Origin of the sequence: Sphingomonas trueperi (genome assembly GCF_040545665.1) — a bacterium.
GTDB classification, from domain to species: Bacteria; Pseudomonadota; Alphaproteobacteria; order Sphingomonadales; family Sphingomonadaceae; genus Sphingomonas; species Sphingomonas trueperi_B.
Window position 1 is genome coordinate 218,976 of sequence record NZ_JBEPMH010000007.1, and the last position, 20,632, is coordinate 239,607.

27 protein-coding genes are annotated in these 20,632 nt (G+C 67.3%); 16 read left to right on the plus strand and 11 right to left on the minus strand.

Translation table 11 applies throughout. From position 1 onward, the window contains the following. Positions 1–43 precede the first annotated feature (43 nt). The 6 genes from ABIC65_RS20270 to ABIC65_RS20295 form a co-directional block, all read right to left on the minus strand. Positions 44–940 carry a ParB/RepB/Spo0J family partition protein gene (locus ABIC65_RS20270; protein WP_354311160.1) on the minus strand — a complete coding sequence of 299 codons (897 nt, stop codon included), beginning with the start codon at positions 938–940 and terminating at the stop codon, positions 44–46. Continuing rightward, entirely contained in the window at positions 937–1,719 is a 783-nt protein-coding gene (locus ABIC65_RS20275) for a ParA family protein (protein WP_354311161.1), read from the minus strand. The genes ABIC65_RS20270 and ABIC65_RS20275 overlap by 4 nt, the downstream gene beginning before the upstream one ends. After that, positions 1,716–2,339 (minus strand): 16S rRNA (guanine(527)-N(7))-methyltransferase RsmG, encoded by a 624-nt coding sequence (gene rsmG, locus ABIC65_RS20280; protein ID WP_354311162.1) that lies wholly within the window; start codon positions 2,337–2,339, stop codon positions 1,716–1,718. Before rsmG ends, ABIC65_RS20275 begins: the two co-directional genes overlap by 4 nt. Then, positions 2,336–4,171, minus strand: coding sequence for a tRNA uridine-5-carboxymethylaminomethyl(34) synthesis enzyme MnmG (gene mnmG / locus ABIC65_RS20285; protein WP_354311164.1), 1,836 nt, complete (start codon positions 4,169–4,171; stop codon positions 2,336–2,338). Before mnmG ends, rsmG begins: the two co-directional genes overlap by 4 nt. An 80-nt stretch (positions 4,172–4,251) precedes the next feature. Beyond that, positions 4,252–5,535: a tRNA uridine-5-carboxymethylaminomethyl(34) synthesis GTPase MnmE gene (gene mnmE, locus ABIC65_RS20290; protein WP_354311165.1), complete on the minus strand. Its 1,284-nt coding sequence runs from the start codon at positions 5,533–5,535 to the stop codon at positions 4,252–4,254. Between the two features lie 11 nt (positions 5,536–5,546). After that, entirely contained in the window at positions 5,547–5,783 is a 237-nt protein-coding gene (locus ABIC65_RS20295; protein ID WP_121072777.1) for a DUF6489 family protein, read from the minus strand. Positions 5,784–5,835: 52 nt separating this feature from the next. Here ABIC65_RS20295 and ABIC65_RS20300 point away from each other — a divergent pair, with 52 nt between their 5' ends. Next, entirely contained in the window at positions 5,836–6,315 is a 480-nt protein-coding gene (locus ABIC65_RS20300; RefSeq protein WP_354311167.1) for a methylated-DNA--[protein]-cysteine S-methyltransferase, read from the plus strand. Then, a complete protein-coding gene (locus ABIC65_RS20305; RefSeq protein WP_354311168.1) occupies positions 6,312–7,007 on the plus strand; it encodes a dienelactone hydrolase family protein in 696 nt (231 codons plus the stop codon). The genes ABIC65_RS20300 and ABIC65_RS20305 overlap by 4 nt, the downstream gene beginning before the upstream one ends. 44 nt (positions 7,008–7,051) lie before the next feature. On the opposite strand, the gene ABIC65_RS20310 is transcribed toward ABIC65_RS20305, so the two are convergent. The 4 genes from ABIC65_RS20310 to hemE all read right to left on the minus strand — a co-directional run bounded on the left by ABIC65_RS20310 (position 7,052) and on the right by hemE (position 10,743). Next, on the minus strand, positions 7,052–7,771 hold the full coding sequence (locus ABIC65_RS20310; protein ID WP_354311169.1) for a TerC family protein: 720 nt from the start codon (positions 7,769–7,771) through the stop codon (positions 7,052–7,054). A gap of 135 nt (positions 7,772–7,906) precedes the next feature. After that, a complete protein-coding gene (rho, locus tag ABIC65_RS20315) occupies positions 7,907–9,163 on the minus strand; it encodes a transcription termination factor Rho (RefSeq protein WP_064313625.1) in 1,257 nt (418 codons plus the stop codon). Positions 9,164–9,337: 174 nt separating this feature from the next. Next, on the minus strand, positions 9,338–9,790 hold the full coding sequence (locus ABIC65_RS20320) for a CopD family protein (RefSeq protein ID WP_354311170.1): 453 nt from the start codon (positions 9,788–9,790) through the stop codon (positions 9,338–9,340). Next, positions 9,787–10,743: a uroporphyrinogen decarboxylase gene (hemE, locus tag ABIC65_RS20325; RefSeq protein ID WP_436286755.1), complete on the minus strand. Its 957-nt coding sequence runs from the start codon at positions 10,741–10,743 to the stop codon at positions 9,787–9,789. The genes ABIC65_RS20320 and hemE overlap by 4 nt, the downstream gene beginning before the upstream one ends. Positions 10,744–11,120: 377 nt before the next feature. Between hemE and ABIC65_RS20330 the strand changes: the two genes are divergently transcribed. From ABIC65_RS20330 to ABIC65_RS20380, 11 genes are all read left to right on the plus strand, one after another. Then, entirely contained in the window at positions 11,121–11,936 is an 816-nt protein-coding gene (locus ABIC65_RS20330) for a pyruvate, water dikinase regulatory protein (protein ID WP_354311200.1), read from the plus strand. Beyond that, a complete protein-coding gene (locus tag ABIC65_RS20335) occupies positions 11,936–12,535 on the plus strand; it encodes a Maf family protein (protein WP_354311171.1) in 600 nt (199 codons plus the stop codon). Before ABIC65_RS20330 ends, ABIC65_RS20335 begins: the two co-directional genes overlap by 1 nt. After that, positions 12,532–13,341 carry a shikimate dehydrogenase gene (gene aroE, locus ABIC65_RS20340; RefSeq protein WP_354311173.1) on the plus strand — a complete coding sequence of 270 codons (810 nt, stop codon included), beginning with the start codon at positions 12,532–12,534 and terminating at the stop codon, positions 13,339–13,341. The genes ABIC65_RS20335 and aroE overlap by 4 nt, the downstream gene beginning before the upstream one ends. Next, entirely contained in the window at positions 13,338–13,943 is a 606-nt protein-coding gene (coaE, locus tag ABIC65_RS20345) for a dephospho-CoA kinase (protein WP_354311175.1), read from the plus strand. Before aroE ends, coaE begins: the two co-directional genes overlap by 4 nt. A 7-nt stretch (positions 13,944–13,950) precedes the next feature. Then, the gene (gene dnaQ / locus ABIC65_RS20350; RefSeq protein ID WP_354311177.1) at positions 13,951–14,661 is read left to right on the plus strand and encodes a DNA polymerase III subunit epsilon; all 711 of its coding nucleotides are present in this window, start codon (positions 13,951–13,953) and stop codon (positions 14,659–14,661) included. 35 nt (positions 14,662–14,696) lie between these two features. Continuing rightward, positions 14,697–15,296 carry a ribosome hibernation-promoting factor, HPF/YfiA family gene (hpf, locus tag ABIC65_RS20355; protein WP_093296271.1) on the plus strand — a complete coding sequence of 200 codons (600 nt, stop codon included), beginning with the start codon at positions 14,697–14,699 and terminating at the stop codon, positions 15,294–15,296. A gap of 45 nt (positions 15,297–15,341) precedes the next feature. Next, positions 15,342–15,809 (plus strand): PTS sugar transporter subunit IIA, encoded by a 468-nt coding sequence (locus ABIC65_RS20360; RefSeq protein WP_354311179.1) that lies wholly within the window; start codon positions 15,342–15,344, stop codon positions 15,807–15,809. Next, complete coding sequence (locus tag ABIC65_RS20365) at positions 15,796–16,263, plus strand: PaaI family thioesterase (RefSeq protein ID WP_354311180.1); 468 nt, start codon at positions 15,796–15,798, stop codon at positions 16,261–16,263. The genes ABIC65_RS20360 and ABIC65_RS20365 overlap by 14 nt, the downstream gene beginning before the upstream one ends. Next, entirely contained in the window at positions 16,260–16,601 is a 342-nt protein-coding gene (locus ABIC65_RS20370; protein ID WP_354311181.1) for a DUF1491 family protein, read from the plus strand. The genes ABIC65_RS20365 and ABIC65_RS20370 overlap by 4 nt, the downstream gene beginning before the upstream one ends. 197 nt (positions 16,602–16,798) lie before the next feature. Further along, positions 16,799–17,413 (plus strand): cell wall hydrolase, encoded by a 615-nt coding sequence (locus ABIC65_RS20375; RefSeq protein WP_354311182.1) that lies wholly within the window; start codon positions 16,799–16,801, stop codon positions 17,411–17,413. 85 nt (positions 17,414–17,498) lie between these two features. Beyond that, positions 17,499–17,996, plus strand: a complete 498-nt coding sequence (locus ABIC65_RS20380) for an MmcB family DNA repair protein (protein ID WP_354311183.1) — start codon at positions 17,499–17,501, stop codon at positions 17,994–17,996. Between the two features lie 7 nt (positions 17,997–18,003). Here the strand turns inward: ABIC65_RS20380 and ABIC65_RS20385 are convergent, their stop codons facing one another. Next, positions 18,004–18,621 carry an ankyrin repeat domain-containing protein gene (locus tag ABIC65_RS20385; protein ID WP_354311184.1) on the minus strand — a complete coding sequence of 206 codons (618 nt, stop codon included), beginning with the start codon at positions 18,619–18,621 and terminating at the stop codon, positions 18,004–18,006. 71 nt (positions 18,622–18,692) lie between these two features. Between ABIC65_RS20385 and ABIC65_RS20390 the strand changes: the two genes are divergently transcribed. The 3 genes from ABIC65_RS20390 to ABIC65_RS20400 are packed head-to-tail and all read left to right on the plus strand — an operon-like array spanning position 18,693 to position 20,373. Beyond that, positions 18,693–19,274 (plus strand): SCO family protein, encoded by a 582-nt coding sequence (locus ABIC65_RS20390; RefSeq protein ID WP_354311185.1) that lies wholly within the window; start codon positions 18,693–18,695, stop codon positions 19,272–19,274. Further along, entirely contained in the window at positions 19,262–19,705 is a 444-nt protein-coding gene (locus tag ABIC65_RS20395) for a YcgN family cysteine cluster protein (protein WP_354311187.1), read from the plus strand. Before ABIC65_RS20390 ends, ABIC65_RS20395 begins: the two co-directional genes overlap by 13 nt. Then, a complete protein-coding gene (locus ABIC65_RS20400; RefSeq protein ID WP_354311188.1) occupies positions 19,702–20,373 on the plus strand; it encodes a M48 family metallopeptidase in 672 nt (223 codons plus the stop codon). Before ABIC65_RS20395 ends, ABIC65_RS20400 begins: the two co-directional genes overlap by 4 nt. Positions 20,374–20,632 lie beyond the last annotated feature (259 nt).

Sequence of the window (20,632 nt, forward strand, 5' to 3'; positions counted from 1 at the left end):
CCCACCAAGGTCAACCCTGCCACAAAGGGCAGCGGAACCCTTCTCAGATACGTTCGCCGCTAAGCCGCTGGCAGACCATGTCGAGCTGGTCGAGCGTCGAATAGCTGACCGACAGCGTACCGCCCTTCTCGCCATGTGCAATGCGGACGTTGAGGCCGAGCACATCGCCCAGATGCCGCTCCAGCGCAACGATATCGGGATCGCCTTCGCTGCGGCTCTCGCTCGCCTTGCGCTTAGGGGCGGGCTTGGCGGTGCGCGCCAGCTTCTCGGTATCGCGCACCGACAGCCCCTTGGCGACGACTTCGCGCGCCAGCTTCTCGGGATCGGGCGAACCAATCAGCGCGCGGGCATGCCCCATCTCCAGCGAGCGATCGACCACCATCTCGCGCACCGGCACCGGCAGATCGAGCAGGCGCAGCAGGTTGGCGATATGGCTGCGCGACTTGTGGACGATCTTGCCCAGCGCCTCCTGGGTATGGCCGAACTCGCGGATCAGCCGGGCATAGCCCTCGGCTTCTTCGATCGCGTTGAGGTCCTGGCGCTGAATGTTCTCGATCAGCGCGATTTCGAGCGTCTCGGCATCGTTCAGCTCGCGGACAATCACCGGCACCTCATGGAGCCGCGCCCGCTGCGCCGCGCGCCAGCGGCGCTCGCCAGCGACGATCTGGAAGCTCTGGCCGTGCGGCCGCACGAAGATCGGCTGGATCAGCCCGCGGGTGCGGATCGACTCCGCCAGCGTGTCCAGCGCCTCCTCGTCGAAATGACGGCGCGGCTGGTTGGGATCGGCGACCAGCGAGCTGATCGGCAGCATCCGCACGCCCGAGGCGCTGGTCGGATTGCCCTTGATCGGCTCTTCGGGGAGGCTGTCGCCCAGCAACGCGGAAAGCCCGCGGCCGAGACCGGGGCGGGGCTTGCGGGCGGCGGCAGGGGAATCGGTCATGCGGCTTTCTGCAATTTGGGAAGGCGGTCGATCACTTCGCGGGCGAGCGCGATATAGGCTTCGGAGCCGGCGCAGCGATGATCGTAGATCAGCGCAGGCACGCCATGGCTCGGCGCTTCGGACAGGCGGACGTTGCGCGGGATGACGGTATCGAACACCACCCGGCCCAGCACCGCGCGGACATCGTCCGAAACCTGGTCGGTCAGCCGGTTGCGGCGATCATACATGGTCAGCGCGACGCCGAGGATCGACAGCCCCGGGTTGAATCGGGTGCGGATCCGCTCGACGGTGTTGAGCAGCTGGCTAAGCCCCTCCAGCGCGAAGAACTCGCACTGCAGCGGCACCAGCAGCGCGTGCGCAGCAACCATCGCATTGACCGTCAGCAGCCCCAGCGATGGTGGGCAATCGACCAGGATCACATCCCAGCGCTCGGCCTGGTGGCGCTTGATCGCGGCGTCGAGGCGGTGGGTGCGCGCATCGAATTCGATCAGCTCGATCTCGGCACCCGACAGGTCCTGCGTTGCCGGCACCACGTCGAGACCCGGCACGTTGGTGGGTACTGCCACTTCTTCCAGATCGGCATCGGAGACAAGCAGGTCGTAGCTAGAATGCTCGCGATCCCCGCGTCCGATGCCGAGCCCGGTCGACGCATTGCCCTGCGGATCGAAATCGATCAGCAGCACCCGCTTGCCGGTGGCAGCAAGGGCAGTGCCGACATTGATGGCGGTCGTGGTCTTGCCCACCCCGCCCTTCTGATTGGCGATCGTGATGGTGATCATCTGGCGCCTATCTGTGTTGCGACCACGATGCCCGAGTCCGGCTGCGTGATGCTGGGTTCCACGTGAAACTGACCTTGCCATTTCGCGCGCGCGGCATCCACCTCCGATTGCGCACTCCGCCCCTTTGGCAGCAACCAGACTGTGGACGAATCTGTGCAGTGGACTGTGGATAACATCAGTGCGGACAGCTCGGCGACGGCGCGAGCGGACACCACCGCCACGGGCGAGTCTGGACGATAGGATTCCACCTTGCTGCCGATCACCGTCACCCGATCGCCGATGCCCAGCTGGTCTGCCGCATCGCGCAGGAACTGGACGCGCTTGGTCCGCGGCTCGACCAGAACCACCGGCCGATCGGTGAGCAGCCCCACCACGATGCCTGGCAGCCCCGCGCCGCTGCCGACATCGAGCCATGCCCCCTCCCCAGCCGTTTCCGCCAGCGGAACCAGCTGGGCGGAGTCGGTGAGATGGCGGCCCCAAAGGCTGTCCAGAGTCGAGCGGGCGATCAGGTTCTGATGCGCCGCCTCGGCGACGATGATGTCACCGAATCTGGCGACGAGTGTTTCACGTGAAACACCGAAGCGGTCTCGCATCCAGCTTCTGGCTTCGTCTTCGTTCATGCCACGGCCTTTCGCGCGTGCAACAATATGGCGGAGAGCGCGGCGGGGGTAATGCCGCGGATGCGCGCTGCTGCGCCCAGAGTCTCCGGCCCAGCGACGGTCAGGCGCTCGACCATCTCGTTCGACAAGCCGGGGATGGCGGCATAGTCCATGTCAACCCGCAGCCGCACGGCATCGTTGGCGCGCAGCTGGGCGACTTCGGCATCCTGCCGTTCGAGATAGGGCGCGTAGCGCGCATCCTCTACATACTCCGCCAGGAGCGCTACGTCCGTCTCCGGCGCTTCATCCAGGACATGCTCAAGCGCGACACCGGGGAAGCGCAGCCACTCCCGCGCCGGCCGCTTGGCGCCGTCCTGCGCCACGGGCGCGCCGCGGGTGGCAAGCTGGTGCGCGGTGCGCTCGACCGCGAAGATTGCGTCGAGCTGCCCCCTGCCTTCCCGGCTACGGTCGAGCCGCGCCTGGCGTTCCAAGCCGAGCAGTCCCAGCGCCTCGCCGATCGGACCCAGCCGCGTCTCGGCATTGTCCGCGCGCAGGCGCAGCCGGAACTCGGCACGCGCGGTGAGCATGCGATAGGGCTCGGTCACGCCCTGCAGCACCAAGTCGTCGATCATCACGCCCAGATAGGAGGTGGCGCGATCGAGCACCAACGGCGCGATACCCAGCGCCAGTGCCGCCGCATTGGCACCGGCGGCGAGCCCCTGCCCGCCTGCTTCCTCATAACCCGTCGTGCCGTTGATCTGACCGGCGAAGAAAAGCCCGGGGATCTGCGGCAGCGCCAAGGTCGATTCCAGCGCGCGCGGATCGATATAGTCATACTCCACCGCATAGCCGGGCACGGTGATGACGGCGTGCTCCAGCCCCGGAATGGAGGCGATCATTGCCGCCTGCACATCGACGGGCAGCGACGTGGAAAGCCCGTTGGGGTAGATCCAGTGATGATCGAGCGCCTCGGGCTCGAGGAACACCTGGTGCCCGTCGCGATCGCCGAAGCGATGCACCTTGTCCTCGATCGACGGGCAGTAGCGCGGGCCCTGCGCCTCGATCGCGCCGGTGAACAACGGCGAGCGATCGAGCCCGCCGCGGATCGCGTCATGCGTCGCCTGCGTCGTGCGCGTGACGGCGCAGTGGAGCTGGGGCAGCAGCCGCGTCGCGTTCATCGGCGACATCGTCCAGGGCTCGGCGTCCGAGGCCTGCTCCTCGGTGCGCGCCCAGTCGATCGTGCGGCCGTCGAGCCGTGGCGGGGTCCCGGTCTTGAGGCGGCCCATCGGCAGCGCCAGCTCACGCAGCTGCGCAGCGAGGCGGAGCGCGGATGCCTCCCCTACCCGCCCGCCTTCGAACCGCTCCTCGCCGCGGAACAGTCGCCCGCCAAGGAAGGTGCCGGTGGCGAGCACCACGGCGGGCGCGATCAGGCTGGTGCCGTCACGGAGCTGCACGCCGGCGACCCGGCCGCCCTCCAGGATCAGCGCTTCCGCCTCGCCTTCGACGAGCGTCAGCTTCTCCTGTGCCCGCAGCATTGCCTGGACGGCGGCGGCGTAGCGCGTGCGGTCCGCCTGCACCCGCGGGCCCTGCACCGCGGTGCCCTTGGAGCGGTTGAGCATGCGATAGTGGATGCCGGCGGCGTCGGCCGCGCGCGCCATCAGCCCGTCGAGCGCGTCGATCTCGCGGACCAGATGGCCCTTGCCGAGCCCGCCGATTGCGGGGTTGCACGACATCGCGCCGAGCTTTTCCAGATCGAAGCTGAGCAGCGCGGTGCGGGCACCGCGGCGCGCGGCCGCAGCCGCTGCCTCGGTACCGGCATGGCCGCCGCCGATCACGATCACGTCGAATTGCATGGCATCGCTAAACGCCTTCGCGGCGCGCTTGTCCAGAGGGGTGCGGCGGAACGCCCCGTCCGTGTTCCACGTGGAACACTTTATTTACCGATGCAGAATTTCCCGAACAGGGCATCGAGCACGTCCTCGACCCCGGCCCGACCCGTGATCGCATCGATCGCGCGGCGGGCCGCCCGCAGCTCCTCGGCGAAGAGCAGCGGGTCGTCGAGCAGCGACGCGCGCGCCAATGCGTCAGCCGCGGCGATGCACCAGCCGCGCTGGCGGGCATTGAGCGTTACAAGATCGGGCGGGGGTAGCAGATCGGATGCGAGCTCCGCCATGCGCTGCCAGAGCGCGTCGACGCCCCTACCCTCACGCACCGACACGACCAGCTGACCGGGCTGCGCGGACGCGCGGCCTTCGGCATCGGCGCGGGCATGCACCCACAGGGCGCAGGCGTGCGGCGGTGGCGGATCGTCGCCCAGCCACAGCAGCAGATCGGCTTCGGAAAGCGCATCGCGGGCGCGCGCCACGCCGATCGCTTCGATGGGGTCCTTGGTGTTCTCCGCCAGCCCCGCGGTGTCGATCAGCAGCCAGGCAATGCCTTCACGGACCACGGGCACTTCGATGCGATCGCGCGTGGTGCCCGCGATCGGCGAGACGATCGCGGCATCGCGCTCGGCAAGGGCGTTGAACAGGGTCGACTTGCCGGCATTCGGCGGACCGCCCAAGGCCACGCGCAAGCCGTCGCGCAGCCGCTCCACCGGGGGCCGTGCGGCGATGGCCGCGATGTCGCTACCCAGCGCCGCCGCCCCCGATCGCAGGGCCGGCAGCGGGTCGGCACCGGCGACGTCATCCTCGTCGCCATGATCGAGTTCGGCTTCGATGCGCGCGGCAAGGCCCAACAATCGGTTCGTCCAATCCTGGGCATGGCGCCGCACCGCCCCGCCCGCACTGCGGATCGCCGCGCGCCGCTGCGCCTCCGTTTCCGCCATCAGCAGGTCGCCCAGCCCCTCGGCCTCGCTCAGGTCCAGCCGGCCGTGGAGCAGTGCCCGCCGGGTGAACTCCCCTGCCTCCGCTGCGCGAAGTTCGGGAAGTTGCGCCAACGCCGCCTCAACTGCCCGCACCACCGCGCGGCCGCCATGCAGGTGCAGCTCGGCGAGATCCTCGCCGGTCGCCGAGCGCGGCCCGGGGAAGCACAGCACCAGCGCCTGGTCGAGCGGCTCGCCCGCCGCATCGCGCAACGTCCGCAGCGCAGCACGCCTTGGTGCAGGAACATCGCCCGCCAACTGCTGCACTGCAGCGAACGCAGCATCGCCGCTGATGCGCAGCACCGCGATCGCCGCGGGCGGCGCCCCACTCGAAACCGCGAAGATCGTGTCCATGCGGGTGGTCGTCAGCTCCCGGGCTTCTTGGTCGCGGCATCGAACATGCCGCGCCAGAAGTTCATCCCCGCCTCGCCCATCGGCGCCCAGCTGCGCATCATCTGCTCGAAGCCTTCGGGCGTGCCGTGGTTCTCGATCGCCTGCACCATCAGCTTCACATAGCGATCATGGACGGGCGTGAGGTCGGGCAGTCCCATAGCGCGGCGCGCTTCTTCCGGCGTGCACTCGACTTCGACGTTGATCTTCATGTGATCCCTTCCGCGCTTGAGCGCATCCCCGGCCGCCTGCTAGGCCATGCCCATGTATGCGCGCGACCATGCCCTGATCGCAACGCCCATCGGCCCGATCCGGATCGAAGGCAAGGAGGGGTATCTGGAGCGCATCACCATCGGCGCGGAAGGTCCGGTTGCTCACGGCAGTGCCACTGCGGTTCGCGCGGCGGCGGACCAGCTCGAACAATGGTTCGCCGGCGAACGGCGCGATTTCGACGTTGCGTTAGCCCCTCCATCGACACCGCGCGGTGCAAGCCTGCGCGATGGCCTGATCGCGGTGCCGTTCGGCCGGACCATCAGCTATGGCGACCTTTCACGCGCATTGGGTTCAAGCGCCCGTGCGATCGGTCAGCTATGCGCACGAAACCCGTTTCCGCTCGTCGTGCCCTGCCACCGCGTGTTGAACCGGGGCGGCGGGCTCGGCGCCTATTCGGCCGGGCAAGGGCCGACCACAAAATCCTGGCTGCTCGATCATGAGCGGCGCTTAACCGGAGACTATCTGCTATGAGCACCCTGACGATCGACGCCCTGGACGAGACCGGCAGCTTCTCCGCCTATGTCGCGCGCCCCGAAGGCACCCCGCGCGCCGCGATCATCGTGATCCAGGAAATCTTCGGCGTGAACGAAGGCATCCGCCAGAAATGCGAGGACTTCGCGCAAGACGGCTATCTCGCGATCGCGCCCGACCTGTTCTGGCGCCTGAAGCCGGGCATCGAGCTCGACGCCGACGTGCCCGAGGAGATGCAGCAGGCCTTCGACCTGTTCGGCAAGTTCGACCAGGACAAGGGCATTGCCGACATCGAGTCGACCATCCAGGTGGCGCGCGCCGAGCTGGGCGGCGGCAAGGTGGGCGCAGTGGGCTTCTGCCTGGGCGGCCGCCTCGCCTACATGACCGCGGCGCGGACCGACATCGATGCGAGCGTCGGCTATTATGCGGTGGGCATCGACGGGCTGCTCGGTGAGAAGCATGCGATCGCCAAGCCGCTGATGCTCCACATTCCGGTGGCTGATCACTTCGTTTCGCCCGAAGTGCAGGCCAAGATGCACGAGGGGCTGGACGACCACCCCAAGGTCACGCTGTTCGACTATCCGGGCGAGGACCATGGCTTCGCGGCCGAACTCGGCAAGCGGCGCTCGGAAGAGGCCGCACAGCTGGCTGACAAGCGCACCGCAGACTTCTTCGCCGCGAACCTGGGCTGAGGCTCCGCCCTCCCCTCCCTGCCGCGCAGGGAGGGGTCTGGGGCTCAGAACAGACTGGTGATGCCTGCGGTGCCAGGCGTACCCACCCAACCTTCGTAGATCATCTTGAACGCGACGAACACGATCACCGCCAGGCCGAAATAGGCGATCCAGCGGTGGCGATCGATCAGCTTGGCGATCAGGTTCGCCGCCAGCCCCATCAGCGCGACCGACAGCAGCAGACCGACCACCAGGATCCCCGGGTGCTCGCGCGCCGCGCCGGCGACCGCCAGCACATTGTCGAGGCTCATCGAGACGTCGGCGACGGCAACCGCCCAGGCAGCGCCCGCAAAACTCCGCGCAGCGCGCACGCCCGAGCGCTCGTCGCCCTCGATCTCCTCCGATCCGGCGCTCTCGCCGCCGTGGCGGATCTCGCGCCAGAATTTCCAGCTGACCCAGAGCAGCAGCAGCCCGCCCGCGAAGATCAGCCCGACGATCCCCATCAGCCAGCTGACGATCAGCGCGAAGGCAATCCGCAGGATCAGCGCCGCGCCGATGCCGATCAGGATCACCTTCTTGCGCTGGTCCGCCGGCAAGCCGGCCGCCAGCGCTCCGACGACGATCGCATTGTCGCCCGCCAGCACCAGGTCGATCATCAGCACCGAGCCGAACGCGGCAAGCGCCGCGGGATCGCCGAGATTGGAGAAATCGGCGACGATGTGCTGCCAGATGTCGAGCGGCGAGCCGATGCCGCCTGCCGCGGCGCTGAGAAGAAGATCGATCATGCCAAAACCCTAGCGCCCCCATCGGCGCACGCAACGCCTACGCTTGCCCGGCGCGAGACGTTCCCTGCCGCCAGACGCAAAAAGGCCGGGCACCCGGGCCCGGCCTTGCCGAAATCACGAGAACGACGGCTCGCGTTACTGGTTCATGCTGTCGAAGAAGTCTTCGTTGGTCTTCGAATCCTTCATCTTGTCGAGCAGGAATTCCATCGCGTCGATGGTGCCCATCTGCATCAGGATGCGGCGCAGCACCCACATCTTGGTGAGCTTGGCCTTTTCGACCAGCAGCTCTTCCTTGCGGGTGCCCGACTTGCCGACGTCCAGCGCCGGGAAGATGCGCTTGTCCGCCACCTTGCGGTCGAGGACGATTTCCGAGTTGCCGGTGCCCTTGAACTCTTCGAAGATCACTTCGTCCATGCGGCTGCCGGTATCGATCAGCGCGGTGGCGATGATCGAGAGCGAGCCGCCTTCCTCGATGTTGCGCGCGGCGCCGAAGAAGCGCTTCGGGCGCTGCAGGGCGTTGGCGTCGACACCGCCGGTCAGCACCTTGCCCGAGCTCGGCACCACGGTGTTGTAGGCGCGGCCAAGGCGGGTGATCGAGTCGAGCAGGATCACCACGTCCTTCTTGTGCTCGACCAGGCGCTTGGCCTTTTCGATCACCATCTCCGCGACCTGCACGTGGCGCGTCGCCGGCTCGTCGAAGGTCGAGCTGATCACTTCGCCCTTCACCGAACGCTGCATGTCGGTGACTTCTTCCGGGCGCTCGTCGATGAGCAGCACGATCAGGAAGACTTCGGGATGGTTGTCGGTAATCGCCTTGGCGATGTTCTGCAGCAGCACCGTTTTACCGACGCGCGGCGGGGCGACGATCAGCGCGCGCTGGCCCTTGCCCTGCGGTGCGACGATGTCGATCACGCGGGCCGACTTGTCCTTGACCGTGGGGTCGAGGGTGTCGAGGCGCAGCTTCTGCTCGGGATAGAGCGGGGTCAGGTTGTCGAAGTTGACGCGGTGACGCACCGCATCCGGATCGTCGAAATTGACCTTCACCAGCTTGGTAAGCGCGAAATAGCGTTCGCCGTCCTTGGGGCCGCGGATCTCGCCTTCGACCGTGTCGCCGGTGCGCAGGCCGAACTTCCGGACCTGGTTGGGGCTGACATAGATGTCGTCGGGGCCGGCGAGATAGTTCGCCTCGGGCGAGCGCAGGAAGCCGAAGCCGTCGGGCAGCACTTCGATCGTGCCTTCGCCCATGATCTGGTCGCCCTGCTCGGCCTGGGCCTTGAGGATGGCGAAGAGCAGGTCCTGCTTGCGCAGCGTCGACGCGCTCTCGACGCCCAGTGCCTCGGCCATGGTGACCAGCTCGGCGGGGGCGGTTTTCTTGAGGTCCTTGAGATGCATGGAAGGTCCGGAAATTCTAAGGGGGAGAGCGTCGATCGGCGATAGGTACGCGCAGGAGTCGATGCTTGGAGGAAGGATGCACCGGGGTTCGGTACACCTTACAAAATTAGGTAGCGGCTTCCCCTAAGTCAACTGCGATTCGGCGCAGATTACCTCACCGAATCGCAGTGATTCTCAGAACGGCTTCACCTCGGCGAGAATGACGATGAAGACCAGCGCCAGCGCTGGGACTTCGTTGAGGAAGCGCAGCGTCCGCGTCGCGATCGGCGCATCGCCGCGGCCCAGCTTCCGCGCATAGCCCACCGCCCAGCCATGATAGCCGCTGAGCAGCACGACGAGCAGCAGCTTAGCGTGGAGCCAGCCGATCCCCGCCTGCCCGTCGAACAGCCCGATATTGGCGGAAAGCGCCAGCCCCAGCACCCACACGATGACCATCGAAGGCGTGAGGATCATCCGCTTCAACAGCGCCTCGCGCTTCGCCCAGACCGCAGCCTCTGGCGTCCCCAGCGCCTCCTGGTGATGGATCAGGTAGCGCGGGAACAGGAACAGTCCCGCCATCCAGAACACCACGAAGATGACGTGGAAGGCCTTCACCCAGAGATAGGCACTGCCCAGCCAGCCGATCATGAAGCCGCCCCCCGCACGCGGGCCAGCAGCTGCTCGACATGCGCGATCGGCGTGTCGGGCAGGATGCCATGGCCCAGGTTGAACACGTGCGGCCGCTCCGGAAAGGCCGCGAGGATCCGGTCGATCGCGCTGTCCAGCGCCGCGCCGCCGGTGATCAGCGCCAGCGGATCGAGATTGCCCTGTACCGGCAGCCCCTCCGGGAGCACGGCGTTCGCCCAGGCGGGGTCCACCGTCTCGTCGAGTCCGATCGCATCGACAGCGGTTTCGCGGGCATAGGCGGCGAGCTTGCCCCCTGCCCCCTTTGGGAATCCAATCACGGGCACCAGATCCCGGACGGCGGCCGCGATCCGGGCGTTGGGGGCGATCACCCAGCGTTCGAACTGGGCGGGGCTGAGACTGCCCGACCAGCTGTCGAACAGCTGCACCGCCTCCACGCCCGCTTCGGCCTGGGCGCGCAGATAGGCGATGGTCTGGTCGGCGATGCGATCGACCAGCGCCTGCATCAGGCCCTCGTCGCGATAGGCGAGGCGGCGTGCCTCGGCCTGCTCGCGGCTGCCCTGCCCGGCGATCATGTACGTCGCCACGGTCCAGGGAGAGCCCGCAAAGCCCAGGAAGGTGGTCGAGGGGTCCAGGGACGCCTTCACCCGCCGAATCGTGCCGTAGATGGGCTCCAGGACGCTGGAATCGGCATCGAAGCCGTCGAGCACATCCCGCGCGGTCACTGTCGGGGCGAGTCTGGGGCCCTCGCCGGTCTCGAACCAGAGCTGCTGGCCGAGCGCCATCGGCACCACCAGGATGTCGGAAAACAGGATGGCGCCGTCCATGCCAAAGCGGCGGATCGGCTGCAGCGTCACCTCGGCCGCCGCGTCGGAATCCATCGCGAGCGCGAGGAACCCGCCCTTCTCGGCACGGAGCGCACGATATTCGGGCAGGTATCGGCCGGCCTGGCGCATGAGCCAGACGGGCGGAACGGGCTGGCGGGTGCCCCTCAGGGTCGCGAGCAGCGGCTTGGAAGCGCGAAGAGTCAGAGCCGGGATCCCACTACTAGAAGATTCGATTCTCAGGATGTTGGAGTCTGTTGGTCAGTGAATGCCGGGGCTTATGGCGATGTGAGTCAGTTGCCAACAATTTGACTCCTGCGGCCATACGGATTCGCTCGGATTCGGGAAATCTGTCCACAAGACTCACACCCTGTGAATGAAAAGCACAAGCTGGGGATGCGGCTGTGGACGAATCACCAGCTGAATCGCGGAATCGGGCGGGTTGGCCGGATGCCGCGGTTACGCTACCGCTTGTTCGCCATGTTATGCACAGATCGGTCCCCAGCCTGATGCGGCTGCACCTGCACCTGCTCTCGGACTCCACCGGCGAGACCCTGGAAAACATCGCCAAGGCGGCGCTGGCGCAGTTCGACGATGTCGAGCCGCTGCGCCACTTCTGGCCGATGGTGCGCAGCGAAGCGCATCTGGAGCGCATCCTGCAGGAGATCGCGCAGAACCCCGGGCTGGTGATCTACACGCTGGTCAATCGCGACATCCGCCGCATGCTCGAGACGCGCTGCCGCGCGCTGGGACTGCCGGCGATCGCGCCGCTCGACCAGGTGAGCCATGCGCTGTCCAACCTGCTCGGCCAGGAGGCCAAGGCGCGGCCGGGGCGCCAGCACATGCTCGACGCGGCTTATTTCGCCCGCGTCGACGCGATCCAGTTCACCATCGCGCATGACGACGGCATCGGCTGGGAGGATTGGGAAGAGAGCGACATCCTGCTCGCCGGCGTGTCGCGCTCGTCGAAGACGCCGACCTCGATCTATCTCGCCAATCGCGGCTACAAGGTGTCGAACATCCCGATCGTGGTGGAGTCCCCCCCACCGGCCAAGTTGTTCGAGCTCAAGCGTCCGCTGATCGTCGGGCTCACCACCAGCGCCGACCGGCTGGTGCAGATCCGCCGCAACCGGCTGCTCTCGCTCAACCAGGCGCCCGAGACCGACTATGTCGATCAGGAAGCGGTGCAGCGCGAGATCGCCTTTGCTAGGCGGATGTTCGCCGACAATGGCTGGCCCGTGATCGACGTCACCCGCCGCTCGATCGAGGAAACCGCGGCTGCGATCATCCAGCTGTGCAACGACCGTGAAATGGACCGCCGATAATGCCGACTCTCGTTCTTGCCTCCCAGAGCGCATCGCGCCGGGCGATGCTCGATGCCGCGGGCGTGGTGCACGAGGCGCTGCCGGCGCTGGTCGACGAAGCGAGCGCGAAGGAATCGCTCCTCGCCGAGGGGACTTCCCCCCGCGACCTTGCCGATGCGCTCGCCGAGCTCAAGGCGCTTAAGGTCTCGCGCATGGCGCCGCAGGCACTGGTACTGGGGGGCGATTCGCTGGTCGCGCTCGACGATGGCAGCCTGCTCGACAAGCCGGAGAGCCGGGAGCAGGCGCGCGACCATCTCCAGCGCATGTCGGGCAAGACCCACGACCTCTACAGCGCCGCGGTGATTGCCGAGGGCGGCCGCCCGGTGTGGCGGCATGTCGATCGCGCGCGGCTGCACGTCCGCCCGTTGAGCGAGACGTTCATCGAATCCTATCTCGACCTCGAATGGCCCGCCATTGCCGGCTGTGTCGGCTGCTTCCGCATCGAAGGCCCCGGCGTGCAGCTGTTCCACCGCACCGAGGGAAGCCATTTCACCATCCTCGGCATGCCGCTGCTGCCGATTCTCGACTATCTGCGCACCCGGGGAATGATGCCCAAGTGACTCGCTATGCCGAGGTGATCGGCGATCCGATCGCCCATTCGAAATCGCCGATCATCCACAAGTTCTGGCTCGATGCGCTGGGCATCGAGGGCGACTATCGCCGCAACCATGTGCTGGGCGACGATCTCGCCGGCTATTTCGCCCGCGCGAAGGACGATGCCGACTGGCGCGGCTGCAACGTCACCATCCCGCACAAGCTGGCGGTGATGGACCTGGTCGGCGATCCCGGGGGCGTGCGGAACACGATCGGCGCGATGAACACCGTGATCCGCGGCGAGGACGGTGGCTTGATCGGCACCAACACCGATGCCGGCGGCTTCTTCTCCCCCATCGCCGGGCTGGAGCTGGAAGGGCGCCATGCGGTGGTGATCGGCGCCGGAGGCGGGGCGCGTGCCGTGCTGTTCGCCTTGTCGCGGGTGGGGATCGGCCGGGTGACGATCCTCAACCGTAACGTGCTCAAGGCCGCCGCCCTGCTCTCCAGCTTCGGGGTGAAGGGCGACGCGCTGCCGATCGGCGCGCCTCTGCCCGCTACGGATCTGCTGGTGAACGCCAGCCCGCTCGGCATGGACGGTCAGCCGCCGCTCGACCTCGATCTCGCGCCCCTGCCCGAGCATGCAGTGGTGTACGATATCGTCTACGCCCCGCTCGAGACGCCGCTGCTCGCCCAGGCGCGCGACCGCGATCTGGACACGGTCGACGGACTCGAGATGCTGGTCGGCCAGGCCGCGCTCGCCTTCGAGCTCTTCTTCGGCGCCGAGCCCCCGCGCGACCGCGACGAGGAACTGCGCGCACTGCTCACCGCATGAGCAGGCGGCCGGTCGTGCTGGGCCTCACCGGCTCGATCGGCATGGGCAAGTCGACCGTCGCGGCGATGTTCGCCGCCGACGGCGTGCCGGTGTTCGATGCCGACGCGACCGTCCACCAGCTCCAGGGGCCCAACGGCGCGGCGGTGGCGGCGATCGAGGCCGAGTTTCCGGACACGACCACCGATCTCGGCGTGAATCGCACGCTGTTGCGCGAAGCGGTGATGGCGGACCCCGCCGCCTTCGCCCGACTCGAAGCGATTCTTCACCCCGCCGTCGCCGAAGCGCGCGAGTCGTTCCTCGCCGCGCATGCCGAGTCACCGCTGGTCGTTCTTGACGTACCGTTGCTGTTCGAAGCAGGTGGCTGGCGGCATGTCGACAAGATCGCCGTCGTCTCCGCGCCCCCCGAGGTGCAGCGCGAGCGGGTCCTCGCCCGCCCCGGCATGACCGCGGCGCGCTTCGACGCCATTCTCGCCCGCCAGATGCCCGACGCGGAAAAGCGGGCCCACGCCGATTTCGTGATCCCGACCGGTGAAGGCCTGCAGGTTACGGAAGATTGCGTACGCAAGGTCATCGCTTGCCTCGCGCCGCATGCGGGTGGATAAGCGCTCCATGCGGGAAATCGTGTTTGACACCGAAACGACGGGACTCAGCTTCTCAGGCGGAGACCGCCTCGTCGAAATCGGCTGTGTCGAGCTGGTGAACCGGGTTGCCACCGGCAACCACTTCCACGCCTATATCAATCCGCAGCGGCCGATGCCGGTGGAAGCGTTCAACGTCCACGGCCTGTCCGAGCGATTTCTCTCCGACAAGCCGGTGTTCGAGGACGTGGTCGAGGATCTGCTGGCGTTCATCGGCGACGCGCCGATGGTCGCGCACAATGCCGGGTTCGACTTCAGCTTCCTCAACGGCGAGCTGGGCCGCTGCAGCCGTCCCATCGTCAACCTGAGCCGGATGGTCGACACGCTGGTGCTCGCCCGCACCCGCCATCCCGGCGCCAAGCACACGCTCGATGCGCTGTGCAGCCGCTACGGCATCGATCTCAGCGCGCGTACGCTGCACGGCGCGCTGCTCGACGCGCAGCTGCTGGCGCAGGTCTATGTCGAGCTGACCGGCGGGCGCCAGATCACGCTGGGCCTGGCAGAAGAAGTGCCGGTGATGCCCGAGACCGTCGCAGAGGCGCCGACTCGGGTACATATCCGACCGGCGCGGCGGTTCACCGCGAGTGCGGTGGAACTTGAACGGCACGCAGCGTTTCTGAAGTCCCTGGACGAGCCGCTATGGGGTGTTCCCACAATCGACGCGGTTCCGGCGCAGCCCTAGGTCGCTCGTCCCTAATTGCGAAGTGGAGGTACATTATGGATATCCGGATCTCGGGGCATCAGGTCGATACGGGCGCAGCGCTCAAGACGCAGGTGACGGATCGGGTCCAGGGTATCGCCGACAAATACTTCTCCCGCGCCATCTCCTCGCAGATCACCTTCGGCAAGGGCCCGCACGACAACGGTTTCACCTGCGACATCGTCATGCACGTGACGCAGGGGCTGGTGCTCAAGGCGACCAACAGCGGCATGGAAGCGCATGGCGCCTTCGACGGCGCGGCGGACCGGATCGACAAGCAGCTGCGACGCTATGTCCGACGCCTGAAGGATCGACGCCCGACCGAAGTGATCGCGCTGGCCGAAGGCGGCGCCTATGACAACGGCTTCGACAATGCCGGCTATACCCTGTTCCAGGAAGCGCGTGAGGAAGAGGAAGTCGCCGATGCGCCGCTGGTGATCGCGGAAACGCGCGTCGATGTGCCCGAGGCCACGGTTTCGGACGCGGTGATGATGCTCGACTTGCGCAATACCAACGCATTGTTGTTCCGCAACAGCGGCACGGGCGCCTATAATATGGTCTATCGCCGCGGCGACGGGACGATTGGCTGGGTTGAGCCCAACCGCGCACCGGCGTAAGGCCGGCCTGCCCCACGGGCAGCACCGCTTCTTTGGAACGATTTCATGACTGATCTGAGCGATTTGCTCGTGCCGGAGGCGGTGCTCGCCGGCGTAACGGCGGGTAACAAGAAGGCGCTGTTCCAGCAGCTTGGTGCCAGTGCGGCGGCGACCTACGGGGTCGACGCCAAGCTGGTTGCCGAGCGGCTGGCCGAGCGCGAGCGGCTGGGCTCGACCGGCTTCGGCGGCGGCATCGCGATTCCGCACGCCCGCCTCGACGACCTGCCGCGCGTGTGCGGCGTATTCGCCCGGCTGGAGCAGCCGCTCGATTTCGGCGCGGTCGACGATCTGCCGGTGGACCTGGTGTTCATGCTGCTCTCGCCGACCAACGCCGGGGCCGAGCATCTCAAGGCGCTGGCCTCGGTCTCGCGGCGGCTGCGCGAGCGGCCGTTCGCCGAGAAGCTGCGCGGCGCGGGATCGAAGGACGCGCTCTACGTGCTGCTCACCGGAGTCGAGGCGCGTGACGCCGCCTGAATCGGCACCGACGGGTGCCGAGGCGCATTACCGGGCGCTCGAATCGCTCTACGCCGCGGCCCCCATCAACCAGCTCTTTCCCTCGGTGCTCGAGATTCCCGAGGCGGGAGTCGCGCGGATTCGCTTCGACGTGGATTCGCGCTACTTCCACGCCGCCGGGGCGACCCATGGCACCAGCTATTTCAAGATGCTCGACGATGCCGCCTTCTATGCGGCGAACAGCCTGGTCACCGATCGCTTCCTGCTGACCACCGCCTTCAATCTGCTGCTGACCAGGCCGCTGCCCGAGGGACCGGTGATCGCCGAGGGTCGCTGGGTGAGCGGCCAGCGCCGGGTGTTCGTCGCCGAGGCACGGCTGATCGACGCGCATGGCGAGGAAGCGGCGCGCGGTACCGGCACCTTCATGCGCTCGCGGATCTCGCTCGCCACCCTGCCCGGCTATCGCACCGCATGACGCCGCGGCTGACCAGCACGGTGCTGGTGAGCGGCTTGGTACGGCGAGCCGATGCCGCGGGCGGATCGGCGATGGTGCTGGCCAAGGGAGATGCGACTTCGGGTGCGATCCTGCTGTTGCTGCTGGAGCGCGGCGCGAACCCGCGCTTCGTCGAGCGGGGCATCGGCCCCGATGGGACGCCGACGCTCCTCCCCGCGGGACCCAGGGAACTGGCCGACGAGGCGGAGGCCAGCGCTTATTGGCGGCGGCGGCGGGAACGGGACCGCGATCTATGGGTCGTCGAACTGGATATCGCAGGCGCCGAACGGTTCGCCGCTGAAACGATGAACCTTTGTTGACAGTCCGGCCCTCGCCCGCGAAAGGGTTCACCACGTCAATTCGCGTTGTGCCGTTCGGGGTGTGAAGTCGATCGGTTACGCAGTCGGGGGGTAAGTCCGACGGTCCAGTCTCCTCCGGAGCAGCGGCCGATCGCACGCCAACCGCACAATACAGATTTGAAATGAAGTTTCTGCCACGGGCTGCGACTTTCGCAGCTGTGACTTTTTGCGCTGGCGCACTTGCGAATGCAGCCACGCTCAACCTGAGCCCGCTCCCCCAGGAAGCGAAGACTCAGGCGACGGTGCAGCCCGCACCGGCACAGGTTTCCAACGTCCTTGCTTCCCAGCAGGTTCCCGCGCCCCAGGCCGCGGTCGAGCAGCAGGGGACCGATGCCGAGGACGATGCCACCCCGGAATACGCCACCCTTTCCGACGCGGTCGCCGCGCAGGAAGATGTCGCCGCGCTTGAAGAGGATCGCGAACTCCGCTGCCTTGCCACCGGCGTCTATTTCGAAGCCCGCAGCGAGCCGCTGTCGGGCCAGCTGGCGGTCGCCGACGTGATCCTGAACCGCAGCACCTCGGGCCGGTTCCCCGGTTCGGTCTGCTCGGTGGTGACCCAGAAGGGCCAGTTCTCGTTCGTCCGCGGCGGCAAGCTGCCGACGCCGCCGTCGAATGCGCACTGGCGCCGCGCGCTTGCCGTCGCCCAGGTCGCCCGCAAGAATCTGTGGGAAAGCCCGGCCGGCGACGCGCTCTATTTTCACGCGCGCTACGTCAATGGCGCCCAGGGCCGTGCCACGGTCGCGACCGTGGGGAACCACATCTTCTATCGCTGATCGGGAGCTTCCCGTTCGCGCTTGAAAAGCCGCCGAAGCGATTCGGCGGCTTTTCTGTGTTCGCTGAATGTTCTATGTTCCGACGATGAACGCGCACGCCCCCCTTCCCCCTGCCCTGACCCCTGAAGCCGAAGCGCTGGTCGCTGTCGACGTGGTGCGGGGCGTGTGCCGGATGCTGCTGCGCCACGATTGCGTGGCGATCGGCGAGGTGCCGCTGGAAGGCGGGCGCCGCGTGGACCTGATGGCGCTGGATGCGCGCGGCAACATCGTCATCGTCGAGATCAAGGTGTCGCGGGCCGATCTGCTCGGCGATGCGAAGTGGCCCGAATATCTCGAGCATTGCGACCGCTTCTTCTGGGCGGTGCCGCAGGGATTCGACCTGCGCCCGCTCGATCAGCCGCATTTCCTGCCCGAGCGCACGGGGCTGATCGTCGCCGATCGCTATGATGCTGCGGTGGCGCGCGAGGCGGCGACGGTTCCGCTGGCGGCGCCTGCCCGCCGCAAGGCCACGCTCGCCTTCGCCCGCCGGGCGGGACGAAGGCTGCTGGGGATGCTCGACCCCGACGTCGCCGACGGGTTCTGAGCGCGGCTTAGAGCTTGGGGCCTGCCGCCGCAGCGGGGCGGCCGACCTTGGGCGCGTCGGCGAGCAGCTTGGCGATCGAGGGATAGCGGGTCTCGCGCTTCGCATATTCGCGCGCCGACAGGCCGCCGCCGAAATCGCTGCGGTCCGGGTCCGCCCCGGCGTCGAGCAGCTTCTTCGCGACCTCGGCGTCGTGCGCCAGTACCGCGCGGATCAGCGGGGTGACGCCGCCATTGTTCGCCAGGTTGACGTTGGCCTTCTTGGCGAGCAGCGCGTCGACGCCCGGCGCCCAGCCGAGGCCGGCGGCGAAGATCAGCGGCGTGTTGCCGTCGCGATCCTGGATGTTCACGTTGATGCCGGGCTGGTTGATCAGCACGGTGAGGTAGGTCGGGTCCTGGCGCTTGACGACGATGTGCAGCGCCGACTCCCCAGTGCCGTACGGGTCCTTGACGTTGATCATCGAGGCCGCCTTGTCGCGCAGGAACTCGTTGACCTTGTTCCCATCCGCCTTACGGATCGCGTCGAGGAACTGGATGCTCTCGCGCGGCTGGCCCATGCCCTGGGCGAGCGCCGGAAGCGGCAGGAGGAGAAGCGCCGCGGCGGCGGCAGAGGCGAGACGGAACGTCATTGCTGGATCGGTACCTTCGATACTGGCGACGGATGCAAGGGCGTTCCTAGCAAAGACTGGCGGTGGATACCATGAACTGGATGTTTCGCGCGTTGATAGCTTCCGCAATGTTGCCGTTGGCGGCCTGCGGCACGGCTGGCACCGAGCCGCCGCCCCTCGCAGGCGCGCGGGTCGGCGGGCCGTTCACTCTTACCGACCAGAATGGCAAGACCGTCACCGATGCCGATTTCGCGGGCAAATACCGCATCGTCTATTTCGGCTACACCTATTGCCCGGACGTCTGCCCGACCGATCTGACCAAGATCGGCGCGGCGCTGCGTACGCTCGACAAGCAGGCGCCGCGCACCGCGCAGAAGATCGTGCCGCTGTTCATCACCGTCGATCCCGAGCGCGACACACCCGCCCAGCTCAAGCAATATGTCGCCAATTTCCACCCGCGGCTGGTGGGGCTCACCGGCGCGCCGCAAGCGATCGCGCAGGTGGCGAAGGCCTATGCGATCGCCTATATGAAGGAACCGACGCCGTCGGGCTATCTGATGGGCCATACGGAAGTGGCCTATCTGATGGGTCCGGACGGCAAGCCGATCACCAGCCTGCCGCTGGAAAAGGATCCCCAGGCGATCGTCGCCGAGCTTGAGCATTGGGTGCGTTGACCATCAAATTCTGGGAAGATCTGCCGCTGGAGGCCCTGGACCGCGCGCAATGGGAATCCCTGTGCGACGGCTGCGGCAAGTGCTGCCTGCACAAGCTGGAGGACGAGGAGACCGGCGAGCTGTTCGCGACCAACGTCGCCTGCAAGCTGCTCGATCGCCGGATGGGCCTCTGCAAGGACTATAAGCACCGCCGCGCCTATGTGCCCGAATGCGTGCGGCTGACGACGCGCAACGTCCGCGACATTGAATGGCTGCCCACCACCTGCGCCTATCGCCTGCGTGCGAACGGCGAGAAGCTGCCCGACTGGCACTATCTCGTCTCGGGCGATCGTGAGGCAGTGCATCAGGCGGGCGAGTCGACCCGCGGCTGGACGATCTCCGAGGACGATGCCGGCGACCTCGAACACCACATGACGGACCGCCGCCTTTGATCGAGGGGCTCGAAGTGATCCGCCATCCCCGCGCACGGCGGATGCGGCTCGCGATCGACCCCCGCGACGGCAAGGTGCGGCTGACCATCCCCCCGCGCGCCAGCCTCGCCAAGGCGATGCAATGGGTGGGCGAGCAGCAGGGCTGGATCGATGCGCAGCGCGAGCGGCTGCCGGGCGGTCGCCCGTTCGTGCCGGGGTCGCGCGTTCCGTTCGGCGATGGCGAGCTGACGATCGTCTGGCCGGTCGCGGGGGTGCGCCGGGTGCGGCGCGAGGGCGACCAGCTGCGCTGCGGCGGGACCGAGGAAGGCCTGAGCCGCCGCGTCGAACGCTGGCTGCGCGCCGAGGCACTGCGGGTGCTGAGCGAAGAGACCGCGCACTATGCCGCGCTGGCCGGGGTGCGGGTTACCAAGGTGGCGATCGGTGACGCGCGGAGTCGCTGGGGGAGTTGCGCCTCGACGGGGGTGATCCGCTATAGCTGGCGGCTGATCCTCGCGCCGAGCGAGGTCCGCCGGGCGACGGTGGCGCATGAAGTCGCGCACCGGGTCCATATGAATCACGGGCCCGACTTCCACGCGCTGGTCGAGCAGCTCTACGGCGCCGATCCGACCCCGCACCGGCACTGGCTGCGCAAGCATGGGGCAAGCCTGCACTGGGTCGGGCGGGAATAACGTTGCCGCCCGCAGTTCCCCTCCCGCCTGCGGGAGGGGTTAGGGGAGGGTGAGTGCTGGAAGCGAATCCTGCACACGCAGAAGCGCTATACGAACGAAGGTCGTCGCAGTCGGCATATTCCGACAGCGGATCGCCTGCCACCCTCACGCACCCTCCCGCAAGCGGGGGCAACTGTGATGGTCACTCGAGCGCGATAGGCTGCCTTTTACGGATCATGGCGTTGAGGATGACGAGAAGTTGTCTGGCGACAGCGATGAG